Consider the following 22,920-nt stretch of genomic DNA (forward strand, 5'->3'; position numbering starts at 1 on the left):
CAACCGGACCCACCCCGCCAACTCATAGGAAACCAGCTTTTGCTTCGGCCGTTGCCGTTGCCGTTGCCTCGGCGGGTGCAGGGCGCAGCCCTGCTGAAGAACACCCCTCAGTGCGCAGTAGGCTTCGACGGCGGTAGCCATGCCGCGACGATGCCCAGCAATGGCAGGAACGCGGTGAGCTGGTAGACGAATTCGATGCTGGTCTTGTCGGCCAACAGACCGAGCACTGCTGCACCGAGGCCGCCCATGCCGAAGGCGAAGCCGAAGAACAGACCGGACACCATGCCGATCCGGTGCGGCATCATTTCCTGCGCGTAGACCACGATGGCCGAGAATGCGGAAGACAGCACGAAGCCGATCAGCACCGCCAGTATCGTGGTCCACAGCAGATCGGCATGCGGCAGCATCAGCGCGAACGGTGCCACGCCCAGGATCGAGGCCCAGATGATCGGCTTGCGGCCAATACGATCACCCAGCGGCCCACCAAAGAAGCCGCCCGCTGCGGACGCCACCAGGAAGGCGAACAGATGCAGCTGCGCCTGCGCCACCGGAATGCCGAAATGATGCATCAGGTAGAAGGTGAAATAGCTGCCGATGCTGGCCATGTAGAAGTACTTGCTGAAGATCAGCACCAGCAGGATCGCCAGCACCCGGGCAATCGTGCGCGGTGGATGGCGCGCGGCGATCACGCCATGTGTTGCTGGGCGGGGAGCGCCCAGATGCAGCGAGTACCAGCGGCCGACATAGGTCAGCAGGGCAATGCCGATCAACGCTGCACCGGCGAACCACGATGCGGAATGCTGGCCGTAGGGCACGATCACCGCTGCGGCGATCAGCGGCCCCAGTGCCGTACCGAAATTGCCCCCTACCTGGAAGACCGACTGCGCCAGGCCATGACGGCCGCCGGAGGCCAGGCGTGCGATGCGCGAGGCTTCCGGATGGAAGATGGCCGAACCGATGCCGACCAGCGCGGCGGCCAGCAGCACCATCGCGTAATTGGGCGCGAAGCCGAGCAGCAGCATGCCGCACAAAGTCGAGGCCATGCCGATCGGCAAGGAATACGGGGCGGGCCGGCGGTCGGTGGCGAGCCCGACCAGCGGCTGGAAGATCGAGGCAGTGAGCTGGTAGGTCAGCGTGATCAGGCCGATCTGGGTAAAGCTGAGGTTGAAGCCGCCCTTGATCACCGGATAGATGGCCAGGATCAGCGACTGCATCATGTCGTTGACCATGTGCGAGCTGGAGATCGCCGCCAGCACTCCTGGCGATACGGGGCGGGCGGATACGGCGGGAGAAGCCAGAGTCGACATTGCGCACGGTCAGGATGGGGGCGAGCCGTGCATGCTACGGTGGCCACCCGCTCCCTTCTGCCGCGTTCTGGTCATGGCCTATCGCAAAAAGGACACCCCCTGCCCCATCCGCGAAACCGCGCCGTGGAACGACGTGCCGGTACATCGTCCGGTGACCTGCCGCGCACGCGACTACCGCGCCGGCACCCATGTCTCGGCGCACAAGCACCGCCGACACCAGCTGGTCTATTCCATGTCCGGGCTGATGGTGGTGCGATCGGAGGTCGGTCGCTGGGTGGTGCCCTCCACTCGCGCCATCTGGATGCCGGCGGGCATGGCACATGCGGTGGACTGCATCGCCGACGTGCACATGCGCAGCCTGTACATCGAACCGGCATTCGCCCCGCACCTGCCGGCAGAGGCGTTCGCCGTGCAGGTGGCGCCGCTGCTGCGCGAACTGCTGCAGGCGGCCAGCCTGATCGACGGACCGCATGAAGAGGACAGCCGCGATGGCCGCGTAGTGCGACTGATGCTCGACGAGCTGCACCGCATGGACGTACTGCCGTTGCACCTGCCCGAGCCCGTCGACCCGCGCCTGCACAGGATCTGCCAGCACATCCAGAAGCATCCCGGCGACGAGGCTACTCTGCAGGACTGGGCGCAGGCGCTGGCGATCGACGTGAAAACCATCCAGCGCCACTTCGCCAGCGAACTGGGCATGACCTTCGGCCAATGGCGGCAGCAGGCACGCCTGTTGGCCGCGATGGAACGGCTGGCCCGCGGCGAGAAGGTGATCGATGTGGCGCTGGCGATGGGCTATGAAAGCCCGAGTGCGTTCACCAGCATGTTCAAGCGCCAGCTGGGTCAGACGCCGGCGGCGTTTTTCCGTTGAGCCGTTGAACGGCATCCACGCATGGCGTGGATCTACTGCGCTACCTACAGGTAGGGATTCTGCTTGTCAGGACGCAAGTGGAAAATCCGTCTCATTCTCGCAACCGCATCCATGTTCCGATAGCGCCCCACGGAAGAGGAAGGGCTTGTGACGAAAGCATGGAGTATCACCCGATGGCTTGCGGTTGCTGTGTTGCTGGCCCTGACGGCAATGCAACCATCCGCATATGCGAGCGGCACGCAGTTCCGTTTCTACTCGGATGAACAGAAGGACGGTTTTCATTTCTTTCTCGAGATCCAAGGTCGAAGCGACGATGGCTACATCCATGTTCGTTGGAAGGGACAGCCCAAGGATGCCGCCCTGCGGAACCCGTACTACGTCGAAATGAACCGCGCCCAGAAACGCTTCTACGTCCGGCCCAAAGAACGGGATGGGCACCCCTGGTTCGAGCTGGATGTCGTGGGTGATCGCGGAACGCTCCTGTTCGAGGGGCGCCGGCTGTACGGAAAAGCTGATTGGGAAATCCTGTAAAGCAACCGCAAACGAAAACGCCGGGCAGAGCCCGGCGCTGTCGTTCAACATGTCCGTTGACAGATCAGGACGTCATCCGATCCCAGAAGCCCTTCACCCCATCGATGAAGGTGGCCGACTTCGGCGAATGCTTGCGCGCATCCTCGCCGTTGAAGGTGGCCTCGAACTGCTCCAGCAGCTTGCGCTGGTCGCTGGTGAGGTTGACCGGGGTCTCCACCACCACGCGGCAGTACAGGTCGCCTTCGCTGCGGCTGCGCACCGAACGAACACCCTTGCCGCGCAGGCGGAACAGCTTGCCGGTCTGGGTCTCGGCCGGGATGCGGATTTCCGCTTCGCCACCGAGGGTGGCTACGCGCACGGTGTCACCCAGCGCGGCCTGCGAAATGCGGATCGGCACTTCGCAGTGCAGGTCGTCGCCGTCGCGCTGGAAGATGTGGTGCTCACGCACGCGCACTTCCACGTACAGATCGCCCGACGGCGTCCCCGCAGGCCCAGCCTCGCCCTCACCCGCCAGGCGGATGCGGTCGCCGGTATCCACGCCCGCCGGCACCTTCACCGACAGCACCTTGTCTTCTTCGACACGGCCGTTGCCGTGGCAGGTCTTGCAGGGCTTGGCGATGATCTGGCCACGGCCACCACAGTTGTGGCAGGCCTGCTGCATGGCGAAGATGCCGCGCTGGATGCGCACCTGGCCGCGCCCATGACAGACATTGCAGGTCTCGACCTTGCCATCTTCCGAGCCGCTGCCATCGCAGTCGCCGCATTCGGCCAGGGTCGGAATCTCGATGCGGCGTTCGACGCCACGCACCGCTTCTTCCAGGTCCAGCTCCATCACGTAACCGATGTCGGCGCCGCGGCGCGCCTGGCGCGGACCGCCGCCGCCGGCACCACCAAAGATGTTGCCGAAGATGTCACCGAAAATGTCGTTCATGTCCGGGCCGCCCGGACCACCACCGCCACCGCCCATGCCGTGTTCGAACGCGGCGTGGCCATGGCTGTCGTACATGCGACGCTTGTTGCCGTCGGACAGTACTTCGTAGGCTTCCTTGCACTCCTTGAAGGAGGCTTCGGCCGCCGCATCACCCGGGTTGCGGTCCGGGTGGAACTTCATCGCGCAACGACGATAGGACTTCTTCAGTTCTTCGTCGGTGGCGGTGCGGGCAACGCCCAGCACTTCGTAGTAATCGCGCTTGCTCATATCGTGGATCGCATTCCGGAAAGTCGGGATTCGTCAAAGCGGAAGAGCGGAACCAGGTCCGCTCTTGCGTCGGGCGCCCCGACGCGCCAGAGGGCGGTCAGGACCCTGATACGACAACGGGACGCTGGCAAGCAGCGTCCCGCGTCGGTCCGGATCAGGACTTCTTGTCGTCCTTGACTTCGGTGAACTCCGCGTCCACCACGTCATCCTGTGCCTTGCCCGCATTGCCGGCGTCGGCACCCGGGGCTGCACCGCCCTGGTCGGCCGAAGCCGCAGCGAACAGCGACTGGCCAGCTTCTTCCAGCGCCTTCGACTTGGCTTCGATCTGTGCCTTGTCGTCACCCTTCATCGCGGTTTCCAGATCGGCCAGGGCCGCTTCGACCTTGCCGATCACTTCGCCGCCGACCTTGCTGCCGTGCTCGGTGATCGCGCTGCGGGTGCCGTGGATCAGGGCGTCGGCCTGGTTGCGGGCCTGCACCAGCTCCTGGAACTTCTTGTCTTCTTCGCGGTTGGCTTCCGCGTCGGCGACCATGCGTGCGATCTCTTCCTCGGACAGACCCGAACCGGCCTTGATCTCGACCTTCTGTTCCTTGTTGGTCTTCTTGTCCTTGGCCGACACGTGCAGGATGCCGTTGGCGTCGATGTCGAAGGACACTTCCACCTGCGGCAGGCCGCGCGGGGCCGGCTCGATGCCGGACAGGTCGAACTTGGCCAGCGACTTGTTGAAGCGGGCCTGCTCGCGCTCACCCTGCAGCACGTGCACGGTCACGGCCGACTGGTTGTCCTCGGCGGTGGAGAACACCTGCGAGGCCTTGGTCGGGATGGTGGTGTTCTTTTCGATGATCTTGGTGAACACACCGCCCATGGTTTCGATGCCCAGCGACAGCGGGGTCACGTCCAGCAGCAGCACGTCCTTGACGTCGCCGCCGAGCACGCCGCCCTGGATCGCAGCACCCAGTGCCACGGCTTCGTCCGGGTTGACGTCCTTGCGCGGTTCCTTGCCGAAGAACTCGGTGACCGCCTGCTGCACCTTCGGCATGCGGGTCTGGCCACCGACCAGGATCACTTCGCTGATGTCGCTCGAACGCAGGCCGGCGTCATTCAACGCGACGCGGCACGGCTCGATCGACTTCTTGATCAGCTCTTCCACCAGCGATTCCAGCTTGGCGCGGGTCAGCTTGATGTTCAGGTGCTTCGGACCCGACGCGTCAGCGGTGACGTACGGCAGGTTCACTTCGGTCTGCTGGGCGCTGGACAGCTCGATCTTGGCGCGCTCGGCAGCATCCTTCAGGCGCTGCAGGGCCAGCGGATCCTTGCGCAGGTCGATGCCCTGGTCCTTGTTGAACTCTTCAACCAGGTACTCGATGACGCGGTTGTCGAAGTCTTCGCCACCCAGGAAGGTGTCGCCGTTGGTGGCCAGCACCTCGAACTGCTTCTCGCCGTCGACGTTGGCGATCTCGATCACCGAAACGTCGAAGGTGCCGCCGCCCAGGTCGTACACAACGATCTTGCGATCCTTGTTGTCGCCCTTGTCCAGGCCATAGGCCAGCGCGGCCGCAGTCGGCTCGTTGATGATGCGCTTGACGTCCAGACCAGCGATGCGGCCGGCGTCCTTGGTCGCCTGGCGCTGGCTGTCGTTGAAGTAGGCCGGCACGGTGATGACCGCTTCGGTGACCTTCTCACCGAGGAAGTCCTCGGCGGTCTTCTTCATCTTCTCCAGCACCTTGGCCGAGATTTCCTGCGGCGCCATCTTCTTGGCATCGCTGGTGGACACCCAGGCATCGCCATTGTCATGGGCCAGGATGCCGTACGGGACGTGCGCGATGTCCTTCTGCACTTCGGCGTCGGTGAACTTGCGGCCGATCAGGCGCTTCACCGCGTAGAAGGTGTTCTTCGGGTTGGTCACGGCCTGGCGCTTGGCCGAGGCACCGACCAGGACTTCACCGTCCTTGGTGTAGGCGACGATCGACGGGGTGGTGCGATCGCCTTCCGAATTTTCGATGACGCGGGCCTTGCCGCCGTCCATGATCGCCACGCACGAGTTGGTGGTGCCGAGGTCGATACCAATGATCTTGCCCATGGGGGACTCCTTGAAGGATGTTGTTTTTGTCAGTCCGGCCGTTCGGCCGGTGGATGAATGGGATGTGGGGGAGGCTCGTGGAACATTCAAGCCACCCCTCGAACGCTGTGTTTCCGCTCGCCCAACACGTTCAGCGTCGGTCGTGCCGATGCCCCGTCCGGGGCGAGGACACCCGCGCCAGGCCTGGCCCGGCGCGCGGGGTCAATCGGCGGCAACCACCACCAGCGCCGGCCGCAGCAGGCGCTCGTTGAGCAGGTAACCCTTCTGGAACACGGTCACCACGCTGCCCGGGGCGGCGCCGGGGGCGGCGACCTGGCTGATCGCCTGGTGGTGTTCCGGGTTGAACGGCTGGCCGGTCGGGTCCAGCAGGACCAGGCCGTTGTCGGCGGCAACCTTGAGCAGCTGCTTGTAGGTCATTTCCAGACCTTCACGCAGCGGATGGGCATCGTCGCCCGCGGCCTTGAGGCCGGCATCGAGGCTGTCGAATACCGGCAGCAGCTCGCCCAGCAGCTTTTCGTTGGCGAACTTGCGGGCCTGCTCGATATCGCGGGCCACGCGCTTGCGCTGGTTGTCGAGGTCGGCGCGCTCACGCAGCGCTTCGGCCTTGACCTGCTCCACTTCGGCACGGAGCTGTTCGATCTGTTCGTTGACGCCCTCGGCGGCAGCTGCGTCGGCGGCGGCCTGCTGGGCGGCGATGTCTGGCTGATCTTGATTCATGTCTGGGTCCCTGGCGGTCACTCTCCGCCTCCACCCACCCTAGTGTGGGCGGGATGCTGCGTTTCAAGCGTCCGATGCACCTGGACTTCGCCCGCCGGGCGAAAAGGCCGCACCGAGCACATCGGCGGTGGCCTGCACCAGCGGGATCATGCGGTCGTAGGCCATCCGTTTCGGCCCGATCACGCCCAGCACACCCAGTACCTGGCCATTGGCGGTGTATGGCGCGGTGACCAGCGAGACGCCCTGCAGGGGCACCACGCCGGTTTCTTCGCCGATGAAGATGCGCACGCCCGGGGCCTGGATGGTCCGCTCCAGCAGCTGCAGGATCTCGCGCTTGCTGGAAAACAGCTCGAACAGTTCGCGCAGGCGCTCCAGGTCGGACAGGTCCTGCACCCCCATCAGACGGGTCTGGCCGGCCACCAGCATGTCGTCGGCCGGCGGCTGCAGGGCCTGCTCGGCCAGCTCGATGCTGTGCGCCAGCACCTGTTCCAGCTCGGACCGCGCGTCGCGCAGCTCCAGAAGCAGGCGGGTACGGATCTCGGCCAGGGGCAGTCCGGCGAAGTGGGCATTGAGGTAATTGGCCACCTGCTCCAGCTGCCCCGGTGCGAAGTCCTGGCGGGTCTCGATCACCCGGTTCTGCACCTCATTGTCGGCAAACACCAGGATCGCCAGCACCCGGCGCCCGTCCAGCGCCACGAAATCGATCTGGCGGAAGGCGAACTGCTCACGCCGCGGCGCGCTGACCACGCCAACAAAATGACTCATCGCCGACAGCAGCTCCGAGGCACTGCCGAGCAGGGCCTGGGTACTGCCGCCTCCGGCCAGCTCCTGACGCAGCCGGGCCAGCTCACCTTCGCCCGGCGGCTGCATCTGCAGCAGGCTGTCGACGAACACCCGATAGCCATGCGCGGTCGGAATCCGGCCCGCCGAGGTATGCGGCGACGCCAGCAACCCAAGATCTTCCAGGTCACCGAGGATGTTGCGGATGGTGGCGGGACTGACCTCCAGGCCGGCCACGCGCGCCAACGTCTGCGAGCCCACGGGTTCGCCGTCCTGGATGTAGCGCGCGATCAGCGTGCGCAGCAGGTGCCGCGCGCGTGGGGCAAGTTGGTCGGGAGAACCGTGCATGGAATCAACCTGTGAGACAGGGACATTAGATAATGGCGACGCATCCCCTTGGCAAGTCATTGGACGACCCCGCCGCGCGTGCTAGCGTTGCGCGGCTGCAGACACCCCCTTACCCATGCTCAGACATCTTTCAATCAAGGATTTCGCCGTCGTCCGCGCCACCGAACTGGAGTTCGGGCCGGGCATGACCGTGGTTTCAGGCGAGACCGGCGCGGGCAAGTCGCTGATGGTCGACGCCCTGGGCTTCCTGTCCGGCCTGCGCGCCGACAGCGGCGTGGTGCGCCATGGCGCCGCCAGGGCCGAACTGTCGGCCGAGTTCGCGCTGGACCAGCTGCAGGCCGCCCGCCAGTGGCTGGCCAGCAACGAGCTGGACGATGAAGACCAATGCCAGCTGCGCCGCGTGATCCGCGCCGACGGCGGCTCACGTTCGTGGATCAACGGCCGTCCGGTCACGCTGGCACAGCTGGCCGACCTGGCCGGCCTGCTGGTGGAGATCCATGGCCAGCACGAGCAGCAGGCCCTGCTGACGCGCCCGTCGCAGTTGGCCCTGCTGGACGCCTATGCCCGCAACGAAAGCGAACGCCGCCAGGTACGCCGCGCTGCCGCCACCTGGCAGGCGCTGGTCGATGAATCCTTGGCACTGTCGCAACAGGGCGATGTGAGTGACCGCATCGGCTTCCTCGAACACCAGCTGCGCGAAATGGACCGTGAGGATCTGGAACCGGAGTCGATCACCGCGCTTGGCGCCAGCCATCGCCGCCAGGCCCATGCCAGCGCCCTGTTGAGCGCCTGCCAGACAGCTACGGACCAGCTCAACGGTGACGAAGGCCACTCGGCGCTCGATCTGCTGCAGCAGGTGCGGCATGAACTGGCGCGGGTGGCCGAACATGACCCGCGCCTGGGCGACGTCGATGCCTTGATCGACAGCGCCTCCATCCAGCTGCACGAAGCCCTGGCCCTGCTCGACCGGGTACATGACGACCTGGATGCCGATCCGGACCAGTTCGAGGAGAACGAGCGGCGTCTGGGCCGCCTGCACGATCTGGCACGCAAGCACCGCGTGCCGATGGATGAGCTGGGTGCGCAGCGCGAACGCATGCATGCCGAAGTGGAGCAGCTGCGCGGCGCCGACGAACGCCTGCAGCGCCTGGCCGGCGAGATTGAAAAGGCCGCAGCGGCCTGGCGTGTCGAGGCCGCGGTGCTGACCACCAGCCGCCGCACCGCTGCTGCCGAGCTGTCGGCCACCACCACCGGCATCATCGCCGAGCTGGGCATGGGCGGCGGCCAGTTCCTGATCGAGCTGGAGCCGCAGGACAACGGCAAGCCGGACCCACAGGGTGCCGAGCGCGTCGAATTCCTGGTCGCGGCCAATGCCGGCCAGCCGCCGCGTGCGCTGCGCAAGGTCGCTTCCGGCGGCGAGCTGTCACGCATTTCGCTGGCCATCGAGGTGGCCGCGCTCGACCTGGACGCGGTACCGACCATGGTGTTCGACGAAGTCGATTCCGGCATCGGTGGCGCAGTGGCTGACATCGTCGGCCAGAAGCTGCGCGCCCTCGGCGAAAAGCGTCAGGTGCTGTGCGTGACCCACCTGCCGCAGGTTGCCTCCAAGGGCCACGCGCATTACCGGGTCAGCAAGGCACCGGTGGAAGGCATGACCCAGAGCTCGGTGGAGAAGCTGGACACCAAGGCGCGCGAGGAAGAGCTGGCGCGCATGCTGGGTGGCGTGGAAGTGAGCAAGGAAGCCCGCGCCGCCGCGCGCAAGCTGTTGCAGGCCTGAGGCTGGTGGCGCCGAGCGTGGGCTCGGCTCTACAGGAATCTCGAACGGAACCGACGTGTAGAGCCGAGCCCATGCTCGGCTTCCGCGCGGCAGCGCGGCGCATGTCACCCCAGCGGTCGCGCCAGATCCACCGTTTCCACCAGGAAATCGAGGAACGCACGCACCCGCAGCGGCAGGTAGCCGCCCTGCCCCAGGAACACGGCGTGCACCTCTTCCAGGTCGCCCGGGTTGGCGTCCTCCAGTACCGGCAACAACCGCCCTGCCGCGAGGTCGGCCTGCACCTGGAACGCCGCCAGCCGGGCCATGCCCAGCCCGCCCAGCACCAGCTGACGCAGCGCATCGCCATTGCTGGCGCGCGCATTTCCGCTGGGCAGTACCCGCTGCTCCTGCCCGTCCTGCAACAGCGGCCAGCCCTGCACCGACCGTGCGTGGCCGATATCCAGCCGGTTGTGCGCCAGCAGCGCGTCGACATTGCCCGGCAATCCATGTCGTGCCGCATAGGCCGGTGCCGCCACGATCATCATCCGCGTCGCCCCCAGCCGGCGTGCGACCAGGCTGGAACTCTTCAACGGGCCGGCCCGCACCGCCACGTCGGTGCGCTGCTCCAGCAGATCGATCACCTCGTCGGTCAGGGTCAGGTCCACCCCCACCTGCGGGTGCCGCTGCAGGAATTCCGGCAGCAGCGGCAGCAGGAAGTGCTGGCCGAACGGCACGTTGGCATTCACCCGCAGCCGCCCGCGCGGCTCGGCGTGGGCGCTGGCGCAGCGTTCGGCCTCTTCCAGATCAGCCAGCACGCGCAGGCCACGCTCATAGAACGCACAGCCCTCCGGGGTCAGCTGCAGCTGGCGGGTGGAGCGCTGCAGCAGGCGCGTACCCAGCCGTTGCTCCAGGCGCGCAACCAACTTGCTGACCGCCGACGGCGTCATCTCCAGGCTGCGGGCGGCAGCGGAAAAGCCGCCGGTTTCGATGACCCGCACGAACACTTCCAGTTCGCCGGATCGGTTGATGTCGGTACGTGCCATGGCAATGAATTTGATTCACAGATGATTATCCATGCGCAGTCTAGTTCACAGGTGAACGCGGACGCACCATGGCCGTCCCTCCCACCGGGTCATTCCGATGAATCGTCTGAGCCAACTGACCGCCACCGCCCTGCTTGCCCTGTCCGGCGCCGCCGCCGCCGCGTCACCCGCGTCACCCGCGCCGCACTGGGTCGCCAGCTGGCAAGCCAGCCCGCAGCCGGTATGGAGCGCTGATTTCCTGTTCCCTGCCCTCATCCCTGGCCAACTGCAGGACCAGACCTTCCGGCAGAGCGCTCGCATCAGCCTGGGCGGGGCGCGCCTGCGGGTCCGGCTGAGCAATGCCTATGGCACCCAACCGTTGCGGATCGGCGCTGCCAGCGTGGCTGCACATACGGGTGACACGCCGCAGCCGCTGCGCTTCGACGGCCAGCCCGGGGTCGTGATTGCGCCGGGGCAGGACCGCCTGAGCGATCCGCTCCCCCTTCCCACGGCTGATCGGCAGGCCTTGCAGGTCAGCGTCTATCTTCCCGACCCCACGCCGCTGCAGACCTTCCATTGGGACGGGCGGCAGACCAGCTGGATTGCGCCGGGTGACCAGCATCGGCTGCCTGCATTGCATGGCGCCAACAGCACCACGGCCCGCCTGCTGTTGTCGGGTATCGACGTGGAGGCGGCGACCAGCGCGCGCAGTGTGGTGGTGATCGGCGATTCGATCACCGATGGCGCCACCGCCAGCCTTGACCAGGACCAGCGCTGGACCGATCACCTCGCCGCGCGGCTGGCGCCGGAGGGCGTAGCGGCGGTCAATGCCGGCATTTCCGGAGGCAGGTTGCTGCGCGATGGTATGGGCCAATCGGCGCTGGAGCGCTTCCAGCGTGACGTGCTCGACCAGCCCGGCGTCGCCAGTGTGATCGTGCTGATCGGCATCAACGACATAAGTTGGCCAGGTACGGCCTTCGCCCGCGGCGAGACGCGGCCGACCCTGGCCGAGCTGCAGGCCGGCTACCGCATCCTGGCCGAACGCGCCCATGCCCGCGGCCTGCGTATCCTCGGCGCGACCCTGACGCCGTTTGCCGGTGCCCTGCCCGGCACCCCGCTGGACGACTACTACGCCCCAGGCAAGGATGCCCAGCGCCGGCAGCTCAATGCCTGGCTGCGCACGGATAGTCCGTTCGACGCGGTGATCGACCTCGATGCCGCCCTGCGCGATCCGGCCGATCCTTCACGGATGGCGGCTGCCTATGACTCCGGCGATCACCTGCACCCGGGCGATGCGGGGAACCGGGCGATGGCCGAGGCGGTGGATCTGGAGGTCCTGATGGAGCCATCCACGCATGGCGTGGATCTACGGTGACAAACGAAAAACCCCGGGCATGCCCGGGGTTTCGTCGCAATCAGCTGGCTGCGGGGCTTACTTGCGCTTCTTGCGCACGTACAGCACCAGCGAGTGCTCTTCCAGCTCGTAGCCGTGATCGGCGGCGATCTTGCGCTGCAGCTCTTCGATCTCGGAGCTTTCGAACTCGATGATCTTGCCGCTGTCCACGTCGACCATATGGTCGTGGTGGCCGCCGCGGTCGAGTTCGTAGACGGCCTGGCCGCCTTCGAAATTGTGCTTGAGCACGAGGCCGGCAGCCTCGAACTGGGTCAGCACCCGGTACACCGTGGCCAGGCCGATCTCGTCGCCATGCTCCAACAGCTGGCGGTAGATGTCTTCGGCGGTCATGTGGTGCTGGGCATTGCGCTGCTCGAGCAGCGCCAGGATCCGCATCCGCGGATGGGTCACCTTCAGGCCGACTTTACGCAGGTCGTGGGTTTCCATAGGTCTCCGTTCATTGGCGATTTAGCGCCAGCTGCCTCGGATTGGGTCGCGGTGGCACGCCGGGAGTGTATCATCGGATTGATTTCCCCAACCGCCAGTCCCGATGCGCAATCTCCTGTTGGTCGCCGCCGTTGCCTTGTCCACCACCGGGTGCGGCATCATCTACAAGCAACCCATCTACCAGGGCAACCTGATCCGGGAAGATGCCGTGGCCAAGCTGCAGGTCGGGCAGAGCAAGCAGCAGGTCAACGCCCTGCTGGGAACCCCCTCGGTGCCGGACCCGTTCCACGCCCAGCGCTGGGACTACACCTCGACCGAGCGCGTGAACCGCCTGGGCCGTACCGACGTGAAGAATTTCGTCGTGTACTTCGAAAATGATGTGGTCACCCGTTGGGATGGCGATTACTTCCCGGCCAACGACAAGGCCCTTGCCCAGCAGACCGTGCGCCAGTTCGGCCGCAATCTGCCGAAGGACAAGAAGAAGAAGGGCGGCCGCTGAGCCACCCTGCCCGTCCTTCGGGACGGGTCTTGAGGATCATCCGCCGCGCGCGCGCCGCCGGCGGTTGTCCTTCGGGTCGGCCTGCAGGACACGCAGCAGCTCGACACGATCGCCATCCAGCAGCAGCTGCTGCGGCCGCGCCAGTACGCCATGCACTGCAGCCGCCGGACAGTCGGCACTGCCTTCGAGCCCGGCCGCTGCCACCGCATCAGCCACGGTCGCCCCTTCCTCCAGCTGCAGCCGGCGCGACAGCACCTGTTGTGGCCAGGCCAGCACGACCTCGACCTCGATCATCGTTCAGCCCTCGTCGGCGACGCGGACGAAATCGTTGACCATGCGATCGGCCAATCCCTGGAAGCCGATCGCCAGCGCCGGGCCCAGCAGGCGTGAGCTCGGCTCGAAGTCCAGGGTGAGGGTGACCTTGCAGGCATCTTCAGCCAGGGCATGGAACTCCCAGCGGCCGTGCAGTTGCTTGAACGGCCCCTCGCGCAGCTGCATGTCGATGCTGTGCGGGCGCTGCAGGGTGTTTTCGGTCTGGAACCAGGTACTGAACGAACCCAGGCCAAGGTCCAGGCGAGCGACCAGCCGGTCTTCGCCCTGTTCGAGGATGCGGGCGTCGGAGCACCAGCGGAAACGGCGCGGATAGGCCTGGACATCATTGACCAGATCGAACATGCGCGCGGCCGAATGTTCGACCAAGGCACTGCGGCGGATAGTAGGCATGAATACAGGACGCTTCGGCAATCGACCGGGCGGGCCCGAATCGGAGACAATACGGAAATGAGCAAGAACACCGGCAAGGATAAAGCAAAGAGCGCGACGGCCAACAAGACCATCGCGTTGAACAAGCGTGCCCGTCACGAGTACCACATCGAAGACCGCTTCGAAGCCGGCCTGGCGCTGCAGGGCTGGGAAGTGAAGTCGATCCGTGCTGGCCGCGGCAACATCGTCGACGCCTACGCCTATGTGAAGGACGGCGAGATCTTCCTGATCGGCGCGCAGATCACCCCGCTGATCCAGGCCTCCACCCACGTGGTGGCCAACGACCGGCGCGAGCGCAAGCTGCTGCTGCACCGGAGCGAGATCGACAAGCTGGTCGGCAAGGTCGAGCGAGATGGCTACACGATCGTGCCCACCGCGATGTACTGGAGCAAGAACAAGATCAAGCTGGAAGTGGCGCTGGCCAAGGGCAAGCAGACCCACGACAAGCGCGATGCCGCCAAGGATCGTGACTGGGCGATCGAGAAGCAGCGGGTGATGCGTCGCGGCAACCGCGACGCATAGGGACGCCGGTCCGCTTTCGTGTAGAGCCGAGCCATGCTCGGCTTCGGCAAAGAAGCAGCCGAGCGCAGGCTCGGCTCTACAAGACGCTGATCAGCCCGCCAGCAGGCCCTGCCCGCGCAGGCGCGGGGACAGCGCCGCGTGCATCACCGCCAGGTGCATCACCACCGACAGCTCCGGGGTATGGCGATCATCGCCGGCACGCCACTGCTGCGCTAGCCGCGCGGCATCAACGGGCAGCAAGGCCAGCAGCTGGGCATCATCCAGCGCATCGGCGGAGGCCTGTAGTTGCCGGGCCAATTGCCGCGACTGCCACACGTGCACGCCGATACTGAGGCTGGCCAGCGACATCAGGGTCAGGGCCAGGCCATGTTCGAACCACTGTGACAGCACATCCGGGCCCCACAGCAGCGCGGCGAGCACCGCCAGCGCCGGCAGCCGCCAACCCAGCCAATGGAAGCGGCCACGCCGCGGCCAGTGCACCACCACCGCACTGGCGATCAGCGCAGCTGCCGCCGTGGCCGGCAGCTCGGTTGCCCACGTTCCAGCCAGCAACACCGCCAGCACCGCCCAGACCCAGCCGGGCGGCAGCGCCCGCCGCTGGTAATCGGCCCCTACCGGGCCAACCAGCTGACGCAGGCTGCGCTGTTGCATTGCTTCGGTCACCGGCCGTCTCCGTATCTTTGCTGGCTCGAATGGTCGTGGCCAGTGTGTCGCAAATTCGTGCCAGCGACGTTAGCAATCCGCTATGACGGTGGCTCTACAACATGTTGCGGATTGACGAGGTAACGGTTGGGCCCCTGCCGCTCAGGCGACAGACAGATCCTTGCTGAGGAAGACCCGGCTGGTGCCCGGCGGATCGCAAGGCACCTGGCCGAACACGGTCCAGCCATGCTTCACGTAGAAGTCTGGCGCCTGGAAGCTGATGGTGTAGAGCACGGCGGAACGGCAGCCGCGCCTGCGCGCTTCCTCCTCGGCGGCGGCAAGCATCTGCGACCCCAGGCCGTTGCCGCGCTGCGCGGGCGGCAGGTAGAACAGGTCGATGAACAACAGGCCCAGCGAGGTGCCCCGCAAACCAAGTCCAAGCTGCGGGGCACTTATTCAACTTTCCATTAAGCCGAAGAACTCAGAACGAGACGCAGCGCGTGGTGCCGCCGACGACGATGCTGCACGCCAGCCTGTCCCTACGCGTAGCACCGGACACATGAATACCGTGCCGGTCTGCCCAATACAGGAAATTTACAAGATCGCTGGACGGTGCGCCATTAAAGTTGTACTCCCTCACACCACCACCAGCAAATGCAGACGTGTCTTCGGGAATTGAATTGTTATGCGCGTCACGAGCGGTATTCGGCATCTTTTCCCAGAGTTTGGTGCCGTAGTTGTACGTGATCATCATTGACGACTGGTCTGGGAACTCCAACCGAACGGTGACCTGCGCAGACTGCGGGTTCAGCCACGCGACGGGATTGAATACTCGATAGACGCTGTTGGCCCCGGCAATGAGCGATGGATATTTCCAACGCATCATTTCATGGATACTGTTCATCTTCGAAGAATCGGCGAGAGCTTCATAAGCGCTTTGCGGATACTCGGTAGCAGCGGCTGCGGCGACTCTGGCTGACCTCGCTGAAATTTGCCCTGCGCCAAAAAGCTGGTTGACCGTCACCCGGAATTCAAGCGAATTCCCGTTGCTTTGGTAAAGGTAAACCAGCTGAGCGTAATACTCAGCGAGGTCCGCAGGTGTCGCGATTTCCGACATCTTCAGATTGGGCATGATCAGGTAGCTTCTGATGTCGCCAGTTGACAGGCTGAAGACAGAAACGGGTCCGAAGTCAATTTCCCCCCTCGCTGCTTCCTGCATCTGCTGATCACTACACCCTTCGCACTGGGCAGCGGCAACAGCCTGAGCGCTTGCAGCGCCAGTAGACGCGAAGAAAATAACTGAAGCGAATATCGCTTTCTTGAGCATTTAAAACCTTCCTTAGTTTCCGAATAGGAGCCAACCCACCCCAAGCAGCACCACGACAAAAACCGCTATCGAGAGGGCCCTGATTGGGCGAGACACGTCATTGAAGGCGAAAGCGGCTAACGTGGTGGTAAGTAGCGAAATAGCTATGGAAATCCAGAACAAATTCCCCAGGACGACCGTTGCCGCTGCGAAGAACCACAGCGCAACTAAGCTTAAAAAAACTACGAGGGAGCCTTTCCGTTTCAGATGCATAGTCGATCTCGAGTTGAGGCAAATCCATACCTGCCCATGTATTTTCTAACCCCAATGCGATTGATTGTCAATCGCATTTACGAAGGCAGCATGTGCCACCCGAGAGGTCATGCCTGAAGGTGGCCGGCTCCTGCGGATAGGCCGCCGGGCAGCTCCTGAGGGGCTCAAAGGTCCGGCAGGCCCAGTAGCCTGGTGCTGGACGCTGCCAGCGACTGAACGGCCTCGGCGCCAAGTCGGCGCGCGCGTGACTGTTCAGGAAGATTGCCGTATCATTCCGATCGTTAGGCGGGCTTTTGGTCAACACTTGGTCAACAAGGGCCTGAAAGCCTTGCAATACTTGAAGAAACCGGGGGTGCATTGTCCCCGTGACGCCATCGGCGCCGGTTTCGCAAACACCAGAATATCGAAGCCCATCAATGCCTTAGCTTGATGGGCTTTTTCGTTCAGGACTCCCGCATGGGCAGAAATGGGCATCGATTGGCAGCGTAGTGCCAGCTTTTCTGCCAGCTTTTGATGCTGTCAGGTTGTGTCGCTCATCGCGCCGGCGGATCACCCAAATGCTGGTTCTCGTCCTCCAGCCGCTTGATCGCTATGCCCATCACACTATGAAGGCGGTTGTGCGGCTGACTAATCTCATCGAACAAACGGTCCGACTCGGCCTTGGTGGGCGCCGACAACATAGCCCAGACTCGATTTACGACGTCGCCGAGTAAATTCGCAACCTCCGCCGTATGGATTCGCGATTCCAGCGGGATAAGGTCCAGGGCGCTTAGCTGAACTTCCTGGTCGATTTCGGGCGAGAACTTGATCTCCAGCCAACCTACTCCCTGTCGAAACATGGCGTCCTGCTCCTTCTTTGCAGCGTTGCCCGCGCGAACAAGCCTCAGCACCATCGGCTGAAGTGCCAGGAGGTTCGTCCGCTCGGCATCGAGCCGCCGCATCCTCAACTGGTCGTAACGCTGCTCCCGACGCAGATCCCTCTCATGACGCCTTCGACCTTTCTCCGTGACGTGGTCCTGGAGCCATTTCAGACCGAAGCCGAGGATCAGCGTGGCCACCGGCACCAGCCACTTCCAGTCGTGGCCAGCACTCGCCGCTGCAGTGGCCGCCGGCACCGAATTGGCGGTCACCAGGAAAAGCGCTTCCTGCATCTTCAGATCCCCCGGGTCTTGTCACAAGTTTGCCTGAACGATTTGACGAATTGATCAAATCGGCGATTCGAGCAAACTGCCATAGCAGCCAAGCGGCTGCGTGCGGGCACCTACTCCATCCAGGCGAATGGCCGCTTAATGGTCTCCTTGGCCAAACGGTTGGCCCTTACGGCCTCCCTCCAGCGGCGGATCGTCCGGCCCGCTGGTGGAGCGCACAGGCCAGTACAGGGGTCGGGCGGCGGTAGCGCCAGCCGCCCACCCAACGTGGCCAGCAACAGACTCCGCTCCAGCCTTGGCCAACCAACCGATATGGGCTTATTCCGAATAGTGATCACTCGTCGCTGGGGGGGGACGACCTGTCCACCGTTAGCCGCATTACGAATCCCACCAGCCAGGAGATGTCGTCCAACAGAAGTGCCCATCAAAAGCGTAGACCCAAGAATCCGCCAAACCGGCATGCGGTAGAACACTCCGAACTTCAGTGCACTACATTTCAAGGAACAGCACATGGAACAACGTAATCGGATTTTTACCCCGCAACGCATGAAGCAACTGATCCTGGCAACATCTTGTGCAATGGCATTGGCTCCACTGGCCGCGAATGCCCAAAACTCCGACCCTTTGGCGCGCTATCAGTGGCACCTACATAACACTGGGCAAAAAGTGCCGGCCGATACTCTTCCGGTCAGTGGAGTCGACCTAAACGTAGATAGCGCATACAAGGCTGGGATCCATGGGAAAGGGGTCACGATTGCAATCGTCGACGACGGGCTGCAAATCAAACATCCCGACCTTAAAGCAAATATCGCAACAACAGTGGCGGGAAAGAACTTCGCTGATCAATCCAATGATCCCACGCCGAGCAACCTGACTAATGACAGCCACGGGACCATGGTAGCTGGTATTGCGGGTGCCGTTGGCAACAACAATCTCGGCGTACGCGGCGTCGCTCCTGCTGCAACCCTTAAAGGCTTCAATCCGATCTCTCGTACTGCCAAGGGAGACCAGACCCTCAATATTGAGTATTCGTGGTGGGACGGCAACGAGGTCAAAGATGTTGATGTTTTCAACAACAGCTTTGGCAGCGGCCCGAGAAACGGTTCATTACCACTTAGCATCTCCGAAAACCAGATAAGCAGCTATGAGAAGGGGATGACAAGCACTCGCAAGGGGCTTGGAGGAATATACGTAAAATCCGCCGGAAACTCGTTCAACACCGCCCATGATGGAACCAATGACTACTGCACCAAAGACACCATTACAAGAGGCAATGGCTGCATTCCAGCGACTCGCGACACTCGCAATAACTTTATAAACACCATCACGATCGGGGCTGTACGCGCGGATGGCGTTCGATCATCATATTCTTCTACTGGCTCATCGCTATGGGTATCCGCATTTGGCGGAGAACAGGGATTGGAGAATAGTTACCTGCCCGGCTATCAAAAAGAATACTACGACCCTGGCATTGTGACGACCGACCCCACAGATTGTCTTCAGGGCCATAACAGAGACGCAACGGTTTATAACTCAATGGATGGCGCGAGCTCATCAATTGATAAGACTTGCAATTACACAGCAAGAATGAACGGAACATCTGCCGCAGCCCCGATGGTCTCAGGCGTGGCGGCGTTGATTTTAGAAACGAACCCTACACTCAGCTACCGTGAAGTCAAGTACATTTTGGCCACCACAGCGGATCAGACGGACAAGAGCCATAGCAGCTGGGTGAAGAATAAGGCCGGGCGCTATTACAGCAATTGGTACGGCTTTGGCGTGGTCGACGCCGCAAAAGCAGTAGAAGCCGCCGACAGTTTCAATACGCCACTACCGGCACTAGTGGATACTGGCTGGAAGAACACCCCGAAGAGCGTGCCCATTGGAAATGCCAGTGGCCCTGCGATTATTTCAATAGACTTGAGTAGCGCCCCAAGTAAAATTGAAACAGTTCAAATTGGATTTGAACTTAGTCACCAAGACACTCGAAGACTTCAATTTGTTTTGATTTCTCCAAGCGGAACGCGCAGCGTGGTGCAGCCCGCCTACACTGCCATCGGGTCTGGCTTGACTTGGTTTGGGACACCCGACCAAGTCAACTTCTCCAAATGGGATCTCATCGCAAGCAACGCATTTCTTGATGAAACGGGCAAGGGAAAATGGCAGCTTGAAGTTTCCGATCTGGGCTTAGGCAAGGGCGCGCGCTCTGTCGGCAGCCTGACATCCTTCAAAATTCGCGTCCTGGGACACTAACCATGAAGAAAATCATGTTTTTGACCATGCTAGGCATGATCGGCAGCCCCTTCTCAATCCTTGCACAGACCAACGGAAGCCCTGCCGCCCAGGCCAAGCCGCTAACCAGCGTCGGTGCGGCAGAACTAAAGAGCGGGGCTACCGGTCGGCAGTTTTCAGTCGGCCGCACCCAGTTCCAATTGGTACCTTCCGCAGCTGTGCAGCGTAAGAATGGAGGTGAACTTCTGATTACGCCGTCTGTCACACCAGGGACGTCCAGCGCGCCGCCTTCGGGCTCTCGCACGAAGCGTTCTACGGACACCCCAGCAAGCGCAGCAGGATCTAGCAGCGGCAAACTTGCAGCGGCCGTTTCGCCAGATGGTGCGCCAATCGTCGTCACATCCAGCGTCAACCTCTACTTCTCTGACGAAGCAGCGGTCAAGCGCGCAGCACAGGTCACGAGTGGGAAGGTGGCAAAAGTTTCGACCGCCTCAGGAAAAGCAGTTATTGAGTACACGTCCGTGGACTCCGCGCTGGATGCGGTGTCGCGCCTGAAATCCGTTGCGGGCGTCATTGACGCCGAGCCCGCCGTGGTGCAGTGGACGGAAGTAAAGTAAAGCCGTCCTCTGATGCAGCTGTGTTTCCAGTCGGGCATTCCATGTGCCCGACTGGATTCTATTGAATTATATCGAAGTCTTTTCCGCCGACTCGAACTCTTCTGGGCCCTTGCCTCAGATATCCGGCAAACCCAACGCCCGGCGCACCGAGGCCAACAGGACGGTGGTTGTTCGTGCCAGCGCGTGCTGATCACGTGTCAGCTGGTCGTACATCTGCAGCAGCTCCGCGGGGACCTGCCCTGCCCGGCCTGCCTTGAAGGCCTCCATCGAGACCACCTGAGCCCTATGGCGCTCATCTTCCATGCCCTTCTCCAGCGTCTGGCGGCGAGAGTGCCGCCCCCTGGATGCCTTGGGCCCCACGTCCAAGCCTGTTGCAGGGGAAAGAAGACCAGCACCACTGTCCACGGGCTGGCCGTTCTCCTGCTTTCCTTCTCCAATGGCCACCACCTGAAAGTCCTTCTTGTCCATCGGTTACTGACCCCTGTATCGGTAGCGCCGGCACCATCGCCGGCGTCTTCACACTGCTTTCATCCAAGCAGATCCGATCGGGTCAGAAAGTTGCAGCAGCTACTCCGTGACGGCTTTGTTCAGGCGAGCAGCCAACTTCGGGTTGAGGATGATGCCGGCCTCGGCCCTGGCGCTGTAGCGAGCACGGTTCTTGATGGACTGCTGCAGACCGCTCGAGGTGATCGCCAGTTCCGGATTGACCTTGTTGAAGTCGCGGATCTTGGCCAACACGGATGCCCATGATCACTTTGTGCTCGTCGAAGGAACCATCCTTGTTGACCTGGTCGACCACGAACACCGGCAGCGCCGGATCCTCCGAGCGGTCGGTCATGAAGACGTCGACATGGTCCTTGTCCTTGCCGACCGTGCCCTTGAAGTAGCCGTAGTGGTTCTTCAGCGCTGGCCAACGCGGATCACGCTGGCTACCTGCAGGATTCTCGATGCTGATGTCGTGCCCGTTGATGCGGACGTGGCCCTTCTTGTAGTTGCCAGCCTCCTTCTGCGCATCCGTGGGCGTCGGCAGATCGTTCTGCGGGTTGGTCGCCGCCTCTGCAGCTGCAGAGGCCACCTTGGGCGCTTCTGCCGTTGCAGGCGTGTTGACCTGGACAGGCTCCGGTGCCGCCACAGTCCGCTCTGTGGCCGGGCTGACCGAAATCGGTTCGACCGTGCTGGTTGCAAGGCGCGCGCCGTCGGCACGCGGCCCAACTACCGGTGTGCCAGACGAACCGGTTTCAGCTTGTGCGACGGCATCGCCTGTTGAGGCCTGCAGCGCACGTCCCTCGTCCAGCAGTGCCTGCGGCGCCGCGCGATCTCCAGTCACTGCATCGGCCTGCTGCAGGTTGGCCTGCAGCGCTGCAGGTTCGGTTGCGAGCCCACGTGCCGGCGCATCTGCGCCATCGATCGTCGGCGCGATGCTGGTTTCGGCCGGCGGCTCCGTGAAACCGCGACGGCGCTCCGCCTTCACCTCTTCCAGCAGCGGCCGCACGCGGCTGCTTGCCAAGCCGTACTGATCGCGCATGGAACGCAGCAGCGTCGGCGTGTTGATTCCACCGTGTGTCTCCACCTGGTACTGCAGGCCGTTGTGCAGCAGCTGCTTGATGTCGACCTTGGATGGCTCACGGAGTGCTTCGCCGGTCTCCTGATCGACCCACGGTGGCGCGACATCCGGCATTGACGCCGGCGCAGCGGCGGCCGGAACTTCCGGCGTTTGCAGGCCCTGCTGCGCGTCCTGCACAGGGACACCGACCCTTCGACGGCCCGCTGCCGGCGGTACCGGATGCAGTGCCGTCGGCGATCGCCGAGGAACCGTATTCGTCGGCCTGGTACGGCGCTGGCCAGCTGCTGTTCCGCCGCGCTGAGGGCTGGCATCGCATCGCGCTGGCCGAAGGCCTGCAGGACGAGGGCACCTGGACACTGGTGCTGACCCTGCCGCCGCGCGCCTGCAGCTGGGGCTGCCGCGACTTCCGCATCACCGACGCCTGGGAATACGCATCGTCCCTGCAGCAGGACACGTTCCACTTCCTCTGGCGTCTCTACGCGATCGCGTACGCGGTCCGTGCCTACGACGATGCCGCGGCCGAACCTACAGGCTTGCCCGATGACATTGCCGTCCCTGCCCCGCTCGCGAAGGTGTCCGGCGTAGAGACGCTTCTGCCACTGATGGACAGCCAGGTGGAAGGCAAATGAGCCGCTCTATTCCAGCGTACAAAGCGCACTCGCTACATGCAGAGCGTCTCGTTTCGCAAGCGTCAGCGCTTCACAAAAACTGTGCTTCGCATCCGTGGTTCCCTCGGCTACGGGCTTGGTGCAATCGCGCGATCCGATCAGGTGCACTCGCCAACTTCCCTTCCAGTGGCCCGCTGCCGCGCACTGCTCCCCGACCACACTCCATTCAATCAAATACGGGCCTACAACCTCGTACATGGGGCACCCCCTCCCTGAGTGACGTTGGCATCCAGGACG

General features: G+C 63.4%; 24 protein-coding genes. 9 read left to right on the forward strand and 15 right to left on the reverse strand.

Annotation, left to right across the window (positions count from 1 at the left end; genetic code table 11):
* Positions 1-107: 107 nt before the first annotated feature.
* Positions 108-1,307: an MFS transporter gene (locus H3005_RS09930; protein ID WP_191078072.1), complete on the reverse strand. Its 1,200-nt coding sequence runs from the start codon at positions 1,305-1,307 to the stop codon at positions 108-110.
* Positions 1,308-1,380: 73 nt separating this feature from the next.
* Here H3005_RS09930 and H3005_RS09935 point away from each other — a divergent pair, with 73 nt between their 5' ends.
* The gene (locus H3005_RS09935; RefSeq protein WP_100552282.1) at positions 1,381-2,178 is read left to right on the forward strand and encodes a helix-turn-helix transcriptional regulator; all 798 of its coding nucleotides are present in this window, start codon (positions 1,381-1,383) and stop codon (positions 2,176-2,178) included.
* Positions 2,179-2,325: 147 nt separating this feature from the next.
* Positions 2,326-2,709, forward strand: coding sequence for a hypothetical protein (locus H3005_RS09940; RefSeq protein WP_133120063.1), 384 nt, complete (start codon positions 2,326-2,328; stop codon positions 2,707-2,709).
* 64 nt (positions 2,710-2,773) lie between these two features.
* Here the strand turns inward: H3005_RS09940 and dnaJ are convergent, their stop codons facing one another.
* From dnaJ to hrcA, 4 genes are all read right to left on the reverse strand, one after another.
* On the reverse strand, positions 2,774-3,907 hold the full coding sequence (gene dnaJ / locus H3005_RS09945; RefSeq protein ID WP_191078073.1) for a molecular chaperone DnaJ: 1,134 nt from the start codon (positions 3,905-3,907) through the stop codon (positions 2,774-2,776).
* A gap of 154 nt (positions 3,908-4,061) precedes the next feature.
* A complete protein-coding gene (gene dnaK / locus H3005_RS09950; RefSeq protein ID WP_100552280.1) occupies positions 4,062-5,987 on the reverse strand; it encodes a molecular chaperone DnaK in 1,926 nt (641 codons plus the stop codon).
* Positions 5,988-6,188: 201 nt separating this feature from the next.
* Positions 6,189-6,704: a nucleotide exchange factor GrpE gene (gene grpE, locus H3005_RS09955; RefSeq protein ID WP_089240452.1), complete on the reverse strand. Its 516-nt coding sequence runs from the start codon at positions 6,702-6,704 to the stop codon at positions 6,189-6,191.
* Between the two features lie 63 nt (positions 6,705-6,767).
* A complete protein-coding gene (gene hrcA, locus H3005_RS09960; RefSeq protein WP_089240450.1) occupies positions 6,768-7,832 on the reverse strand; it encodes a heat-inducible transcriptional repressor HrcA in 1,065 nt (354 codons plus the stop codon).
* A 115-nt stretch (positions 7,833-7,947) separates the two neighbouring features.
* Here hrcA and recN point away from each other — a divergent pair, with 115 nt between their 5' ends.
* Positions 7,948-9,609 (forward strand): DNA repair protein RecN, encoded by a 1,662-nt coding sequence (gene recN / locus H3005_RS09965; protein WP_100552278.1) that lies wholly within the window; start codon positions 7,948-7,950, stop codon positions 9,607-9,609.
* 104 nt (positions 9,610-9,713) lie between these two features.
* On the opposite strand, the gene H3005_RS09970 is transcribed toward recN, so the two are convergent.
* Positions 9,714-10,631 carry a LysR family transcriptional regulator gene (locus H3005_RS09970; protein WP_191078074.1) on the reverse strand — a complete coding sequence of 306 codons (918 nt, stop codon included), beginning with the start codon at positions 10,629-10,631 and terminating at the stop codon, positions 9,714-9,716.
* 97 nt (positions 10,632-10,728) lie between these two features.
* On the opposite strand from H3005_RS09970, the gene H3005_RS09975 reads away from it, so the two are divergent.
* A complete protein-coding gene (locus H3005_RS09975; RefSeq protein ID WP_191078075.1) occupies positions 10,729-11,985 on the forward strand; it encodes an SGNH/GDSL hydrolase family protein in 1,257 nt (418 codons plus the stop codon).
* A 57-nt stretch (positions 11,986-12,042) separates the two neighbouring features.
* On the opposite strand, the gene fur is transcribed toward H3005_RS09975, so the two are convergent.
* Complete coding sequence (fur, locus tag H3005_RS09980) at positions 12,043-12,450, reverse strand: ferric iron uptake transcriptional regulator (protein ID WP_191078076.1); 408 nt, start codon at positions 12,448-12,450, stop codon at positions 12,043-12,045.
* A 103-nt stretch (positions 12,451-12,553) separates the two neighbouring features.
* Here fur and bamE point away from each other — a divergent pair, with 103 nt between their 5' ends.
* On the forward strand, positions 12,554-12,949 hold the full coding sequence (bamE, locus tag H3005_RS09985) for an outer membrane protein assembly factor BamE (protein ID WP_099820180.1): 396 nt from the start codon (positions 12,554-12,556) through the stop codon (positions 12,947-12,949).
* A 36-nt stretch (positions 12,950-12,985) separates the two neighbouring features.
* Here the strand turns inward: bamE and H3005_RS09990 are convergent, their stop codons facing one another.
* On the reverse strand, positions 12,986-13,243 hold the full coding sequence (locus tag H3005_RS09990; protein ID WP_100552274.1) for an RnfH family protein: 258 nt from the start codon (positions 13,241-13,243) through the stop codon (positions 12,986-12,988).
* A 3-nt stretch (positions 13,244-13,246) separates the two neighbouring features.
* Positions 13,247-13,672 carry a type II toxin-antitoxin system RatA family toxin gene (locus H3005_RS09995; protein WP_025878862.1) on the reverse strand — a complete coding sequence of 142 codons (426 nt, stop codon included), beginning with the start codon at positions 13,670-13,672 and terminating at the stop codon, positions 13,247-13,249.
* A gap of 57 nt (positions 13,673-13,729) precedes the next feature.
* On the opposite strand from H3005_RS09995, the gene smpB reads away from it, so the two are divergent.
* Positions 13,730-14,233 carry an SsrA-binding protein SmpB gene (gene smpB / locus H3005_RS10000; RefSeq protein WP_025878861.1) on the forward strand — a complete coding sequence of 168 codons (504 nt, stop codon included), beginning with the start codon at positions 13,730-13,732 and terminating at the stop codon, positions 14,231-14,233.
* Positions 14,234-14,323: 90 nt separating this feature from the next.
* Here smpB and H3005_RS10005 read toward each other — a convergent pair whose 3' ends face one another.
* The 4 genes from H3005_RS10005 to H3005_RS10020 form a co-directional block, all read right to left on the reverse strand.
* A complete protein-coding gene (locus H3005_RS10005) occupies positions 14,324-14,896 on the reverse strand; it encodes a hypothetical protein (protein WP_100552273.1) in 573 nt (190 codons plus the stop codon).
* A 141-nt stretch (positions 14,897-15,037) separates the two neighbouring features.
* Complete coding sequence (locus tag H3005_RS10010; RefSeq protein WP_263407391.1) at positions 15,038-15,280, reverse strand: GNAT family N-acetyltransferase; 243 nt, start codon at positions 15,278-15,280, stop codon at positions 15,038-15,040.
* Between the two features lie 76 nt (positions 15,281-15,356).
* Positions 15,357-16,202, reverse strand: a complete 846-nt coding sequence (locus H3005_RS10015) for a hypothetical protein (RefSeq protein WP_100552271.1) — start codon at positions 16,200-16,202, stop codon at positions 15,357-15,359.
* Positions 16,203-16,987: 785 nt separating this feature from the next.
* A complete protein-coding gene (locus H3005_RS10020; RefSeq protein ID WP_191078077.1) occupies positions 16,988-17,605 on the reverse strand; it encodes a hypothetical protein in 618 nt (205 codons plus the stop codon).
* Between the two features lie 507 nt (positions 17,606-18,112).
* On the opposite strand from H3005_RS10020, the gene H3005_RS10025 reads away from it, so the two are divergent.
* Positions 18,113-19,855 carry a S8 family serine peptidase gene (locus H3005_RS10025; protein WP_191078078.1) on the forward strand — a complete coding sequence of 581 codons (1,743 nt, stop codon included), beginning with the start codon at positions 18,113-18,115 and terminating at the stop codon, positions 19,853-19,855.
* A gap of 2 nt (positions 19,856-19,857) precedes the next feature.
* Positions 19,858-20,451 carry a DNA breaking-rejoining protein gene (locus tag H3005_RS10030; protein ID WP_191078079.1) on the forward strand — a complete coding sequence of 198 codons (594 nt, stop codon included), beginning with the start codon at positions 19,858-19,860 and terminating at the stop codon, positions 20,449-20,451.
* A gap of 114 nt (positions 20,452-20,565) precedes the next feature.
* Here the strand turns inward: H3005_RS10030 and H3005_RS10035 are convergent, their stop codons facing one another.
* Positions 20,566-20,919 (reverse strand): hypothetical protein, encoded by a 354-nt coding sequence (locus tag H3005_RS10035; protein WP_191078080.1) that lies wholly within the window; start codon positions 20,917-20,919, stop codon positions 20,566-20,568.
* Between the two features lie 82 nt (positions 20,920-21,001).
* Entirely contained in the window at positions 21,002-22,192 is a 1,191-nt protein-coding gene (locus H3005_RS10040; RefSeq protein WP_331273761.1) for a hypothetical protein, read from the reverse strand.
* 47 nt (positions 22,193-22,239) lie between these two features.
* Between H3005_RS10040 and H3005_RS20940 the strand changes: the two genes are divergently transcribed.
* On the forward strand, positions 22,240-22,644 hold the full coding sequence (locus H3005_RS20940; RefSeq protein WP_223880183.1) for a hypothetical protein: 405 nt from the start codon (positions 22,240-22,242) through the stop codon (positions 22,642-22,644).
* Positions 22,645-22,920 lie beyond the last annotated feature (276 nt).

This window comes from Stenotrophomonas sp. Br8 (genome assembly GCF_014763005.1).
Lineage (GTDB): Bacteria > Pseudomonadota > Gammaproteobacteria > Xanthomonadales > Xanthomonadaceae > Stenotrophomonas > Stenotrophomonas lactitubi.

What these genes read in the sequence shown, in the direction of transcription:
- bamE (WP_099820180.1), top strand. Translation starts at nt 12,554, where the DNA reads ATGCGCAATCTCCTGTTGGTCGCCGCCGTTGCCTTGTCCACCACCGGG.
- H3005_RS09935 (WP_100552282.1), top strand. Translation starts at nt 1,381, where the DNA reads ATGGCCTATCGCAAAAAGGACACCCCCTGCCCCATCCGCGAAACCGCG.
- H3005_RS10020 (WP_191078077.1), bottom strand. Translation starts at nt 17,605, where the DNA reads ATGCAGGAAGCGCTTTTCCTGGTGACCGCCAATTCGGTGCCGGCGGCC.
- H3005_RS09995 (WP_025878862.1), bottom strand. Translation starts at nt 13,672, where the DNA reads ATGCCTACTATCCGCCGCAGTGCCTTGGTCGAACATTCGGCCGCGCGC.
- dnaJ (WP_191078073.1), bottom strand. Translation starts at nt 3,907, where the DNA reads ATGAGCAAGCGCGATTACTACGAAGTGCTGGGCGTTGCCCGCACCGCC.
- hrcA (WP_089240450.1), bottom strand. Translation starts at nt 7,832, where the DNA reads ATGCACGGTTCTCCCGACCAACTTGCCCCACGCGCGCGGCACCTGCTG.
- smpB (WP_025878861.1), top strand. Translation starts at nt 13,730, where the DNA reads ATGAGCAAGAACACCGGCAAGGATAAAGCAAAGAGCGCGACGGCCAAC.
- H3005_RS09990 (WP_100552274.1), bottom strand. Translation starts at nt 13,243, where the DNA reads ATGATCGAGGTCGAGGTCGTGCTGGCCTGGCCACAACAGGTGCTGTCG.
- dnaK (WP_100552280.1), bottom strand. Translation starts at nt 5,987, where the DNA reads ATGGGCAAGATCATTGGTATCGACCTCGGCACCACCAACTCGTGCGTG.
- H3005_RS10030 (WP_191078079.1), top strand. Translation starts at nt 19,858, where the DNA reads ATGAAGAAAATCATGTTTTTGACCATGCTAGGCATGATCGGCAGCCCC.
- H3005_RS09970 (WP_191078074.1), bottom strand. Translation starts at nt 10,631, where the DNA reads ATGGCACGTACCGACATCAACCGATCCGGCGAACTGGAAGTGTTCGTG.
- H3005_RS10015 (WP_100552271.1), bottom strand. Translation starts at nt 16,202, where the DNA reads ATGCTCAAGAAAGCGATATTCGCTTCAGTTATTTTCTTCGCGTCTACT.
- H3005_RS10035 (WP_191078080.1), bottom strand. Translation starts at nt 20,919, where the DNA reads ATGGACAAGAAGGACTTTCAGGTGGTGGCCATTGGAGAAGGAAAGCAG.
- H3005_RS09930 (WP_191078072.1), bottom strand. Translation starts at nt 1,307, where the DNA reads ATGTCGACTCTGGCTTCTCCCGCCGTATCCGCCCGCCCCGTATCGCCA.
- fur (WP_191078076.1), bottom strand. Translation starts at nt 12,450, where the DNA reads ATGGAAACCCACGACCTGCGTAAAGTCGGCCTGAAGGTGACCCATCCG.
- H3005_RS09975 (WP_191078075.1), top strand. Translation starts at nt 10,729, where the DNA reads ATGAATCGTCTGAGCCAACTGACCGCCACCGCCCTGCTTGCCCTGTCC.
- H3005_RS10025 (WP_191078078.1), top strand. Translation starts at nt 18,113, where the DNA reads ATGGAACAACGTAATCGGATTTTTACCCCGCAACGCATGAAGCAACTG.
- recN (WP_100552278.1), top strand. Translation starts at nt 7,948, where the DNA reads ATGCTCAGACATCTTTCAATCAAGGATTTCGCCGTCGTCCGCGCCACC.
- grpE (WP_089240452.1), bottom strand. Translation starts at nt 6,704, where the DNA reads ATGAATCAAGATCAGCCAGACATCGCCGCCCAGCAGGCCGCCGCCGAC.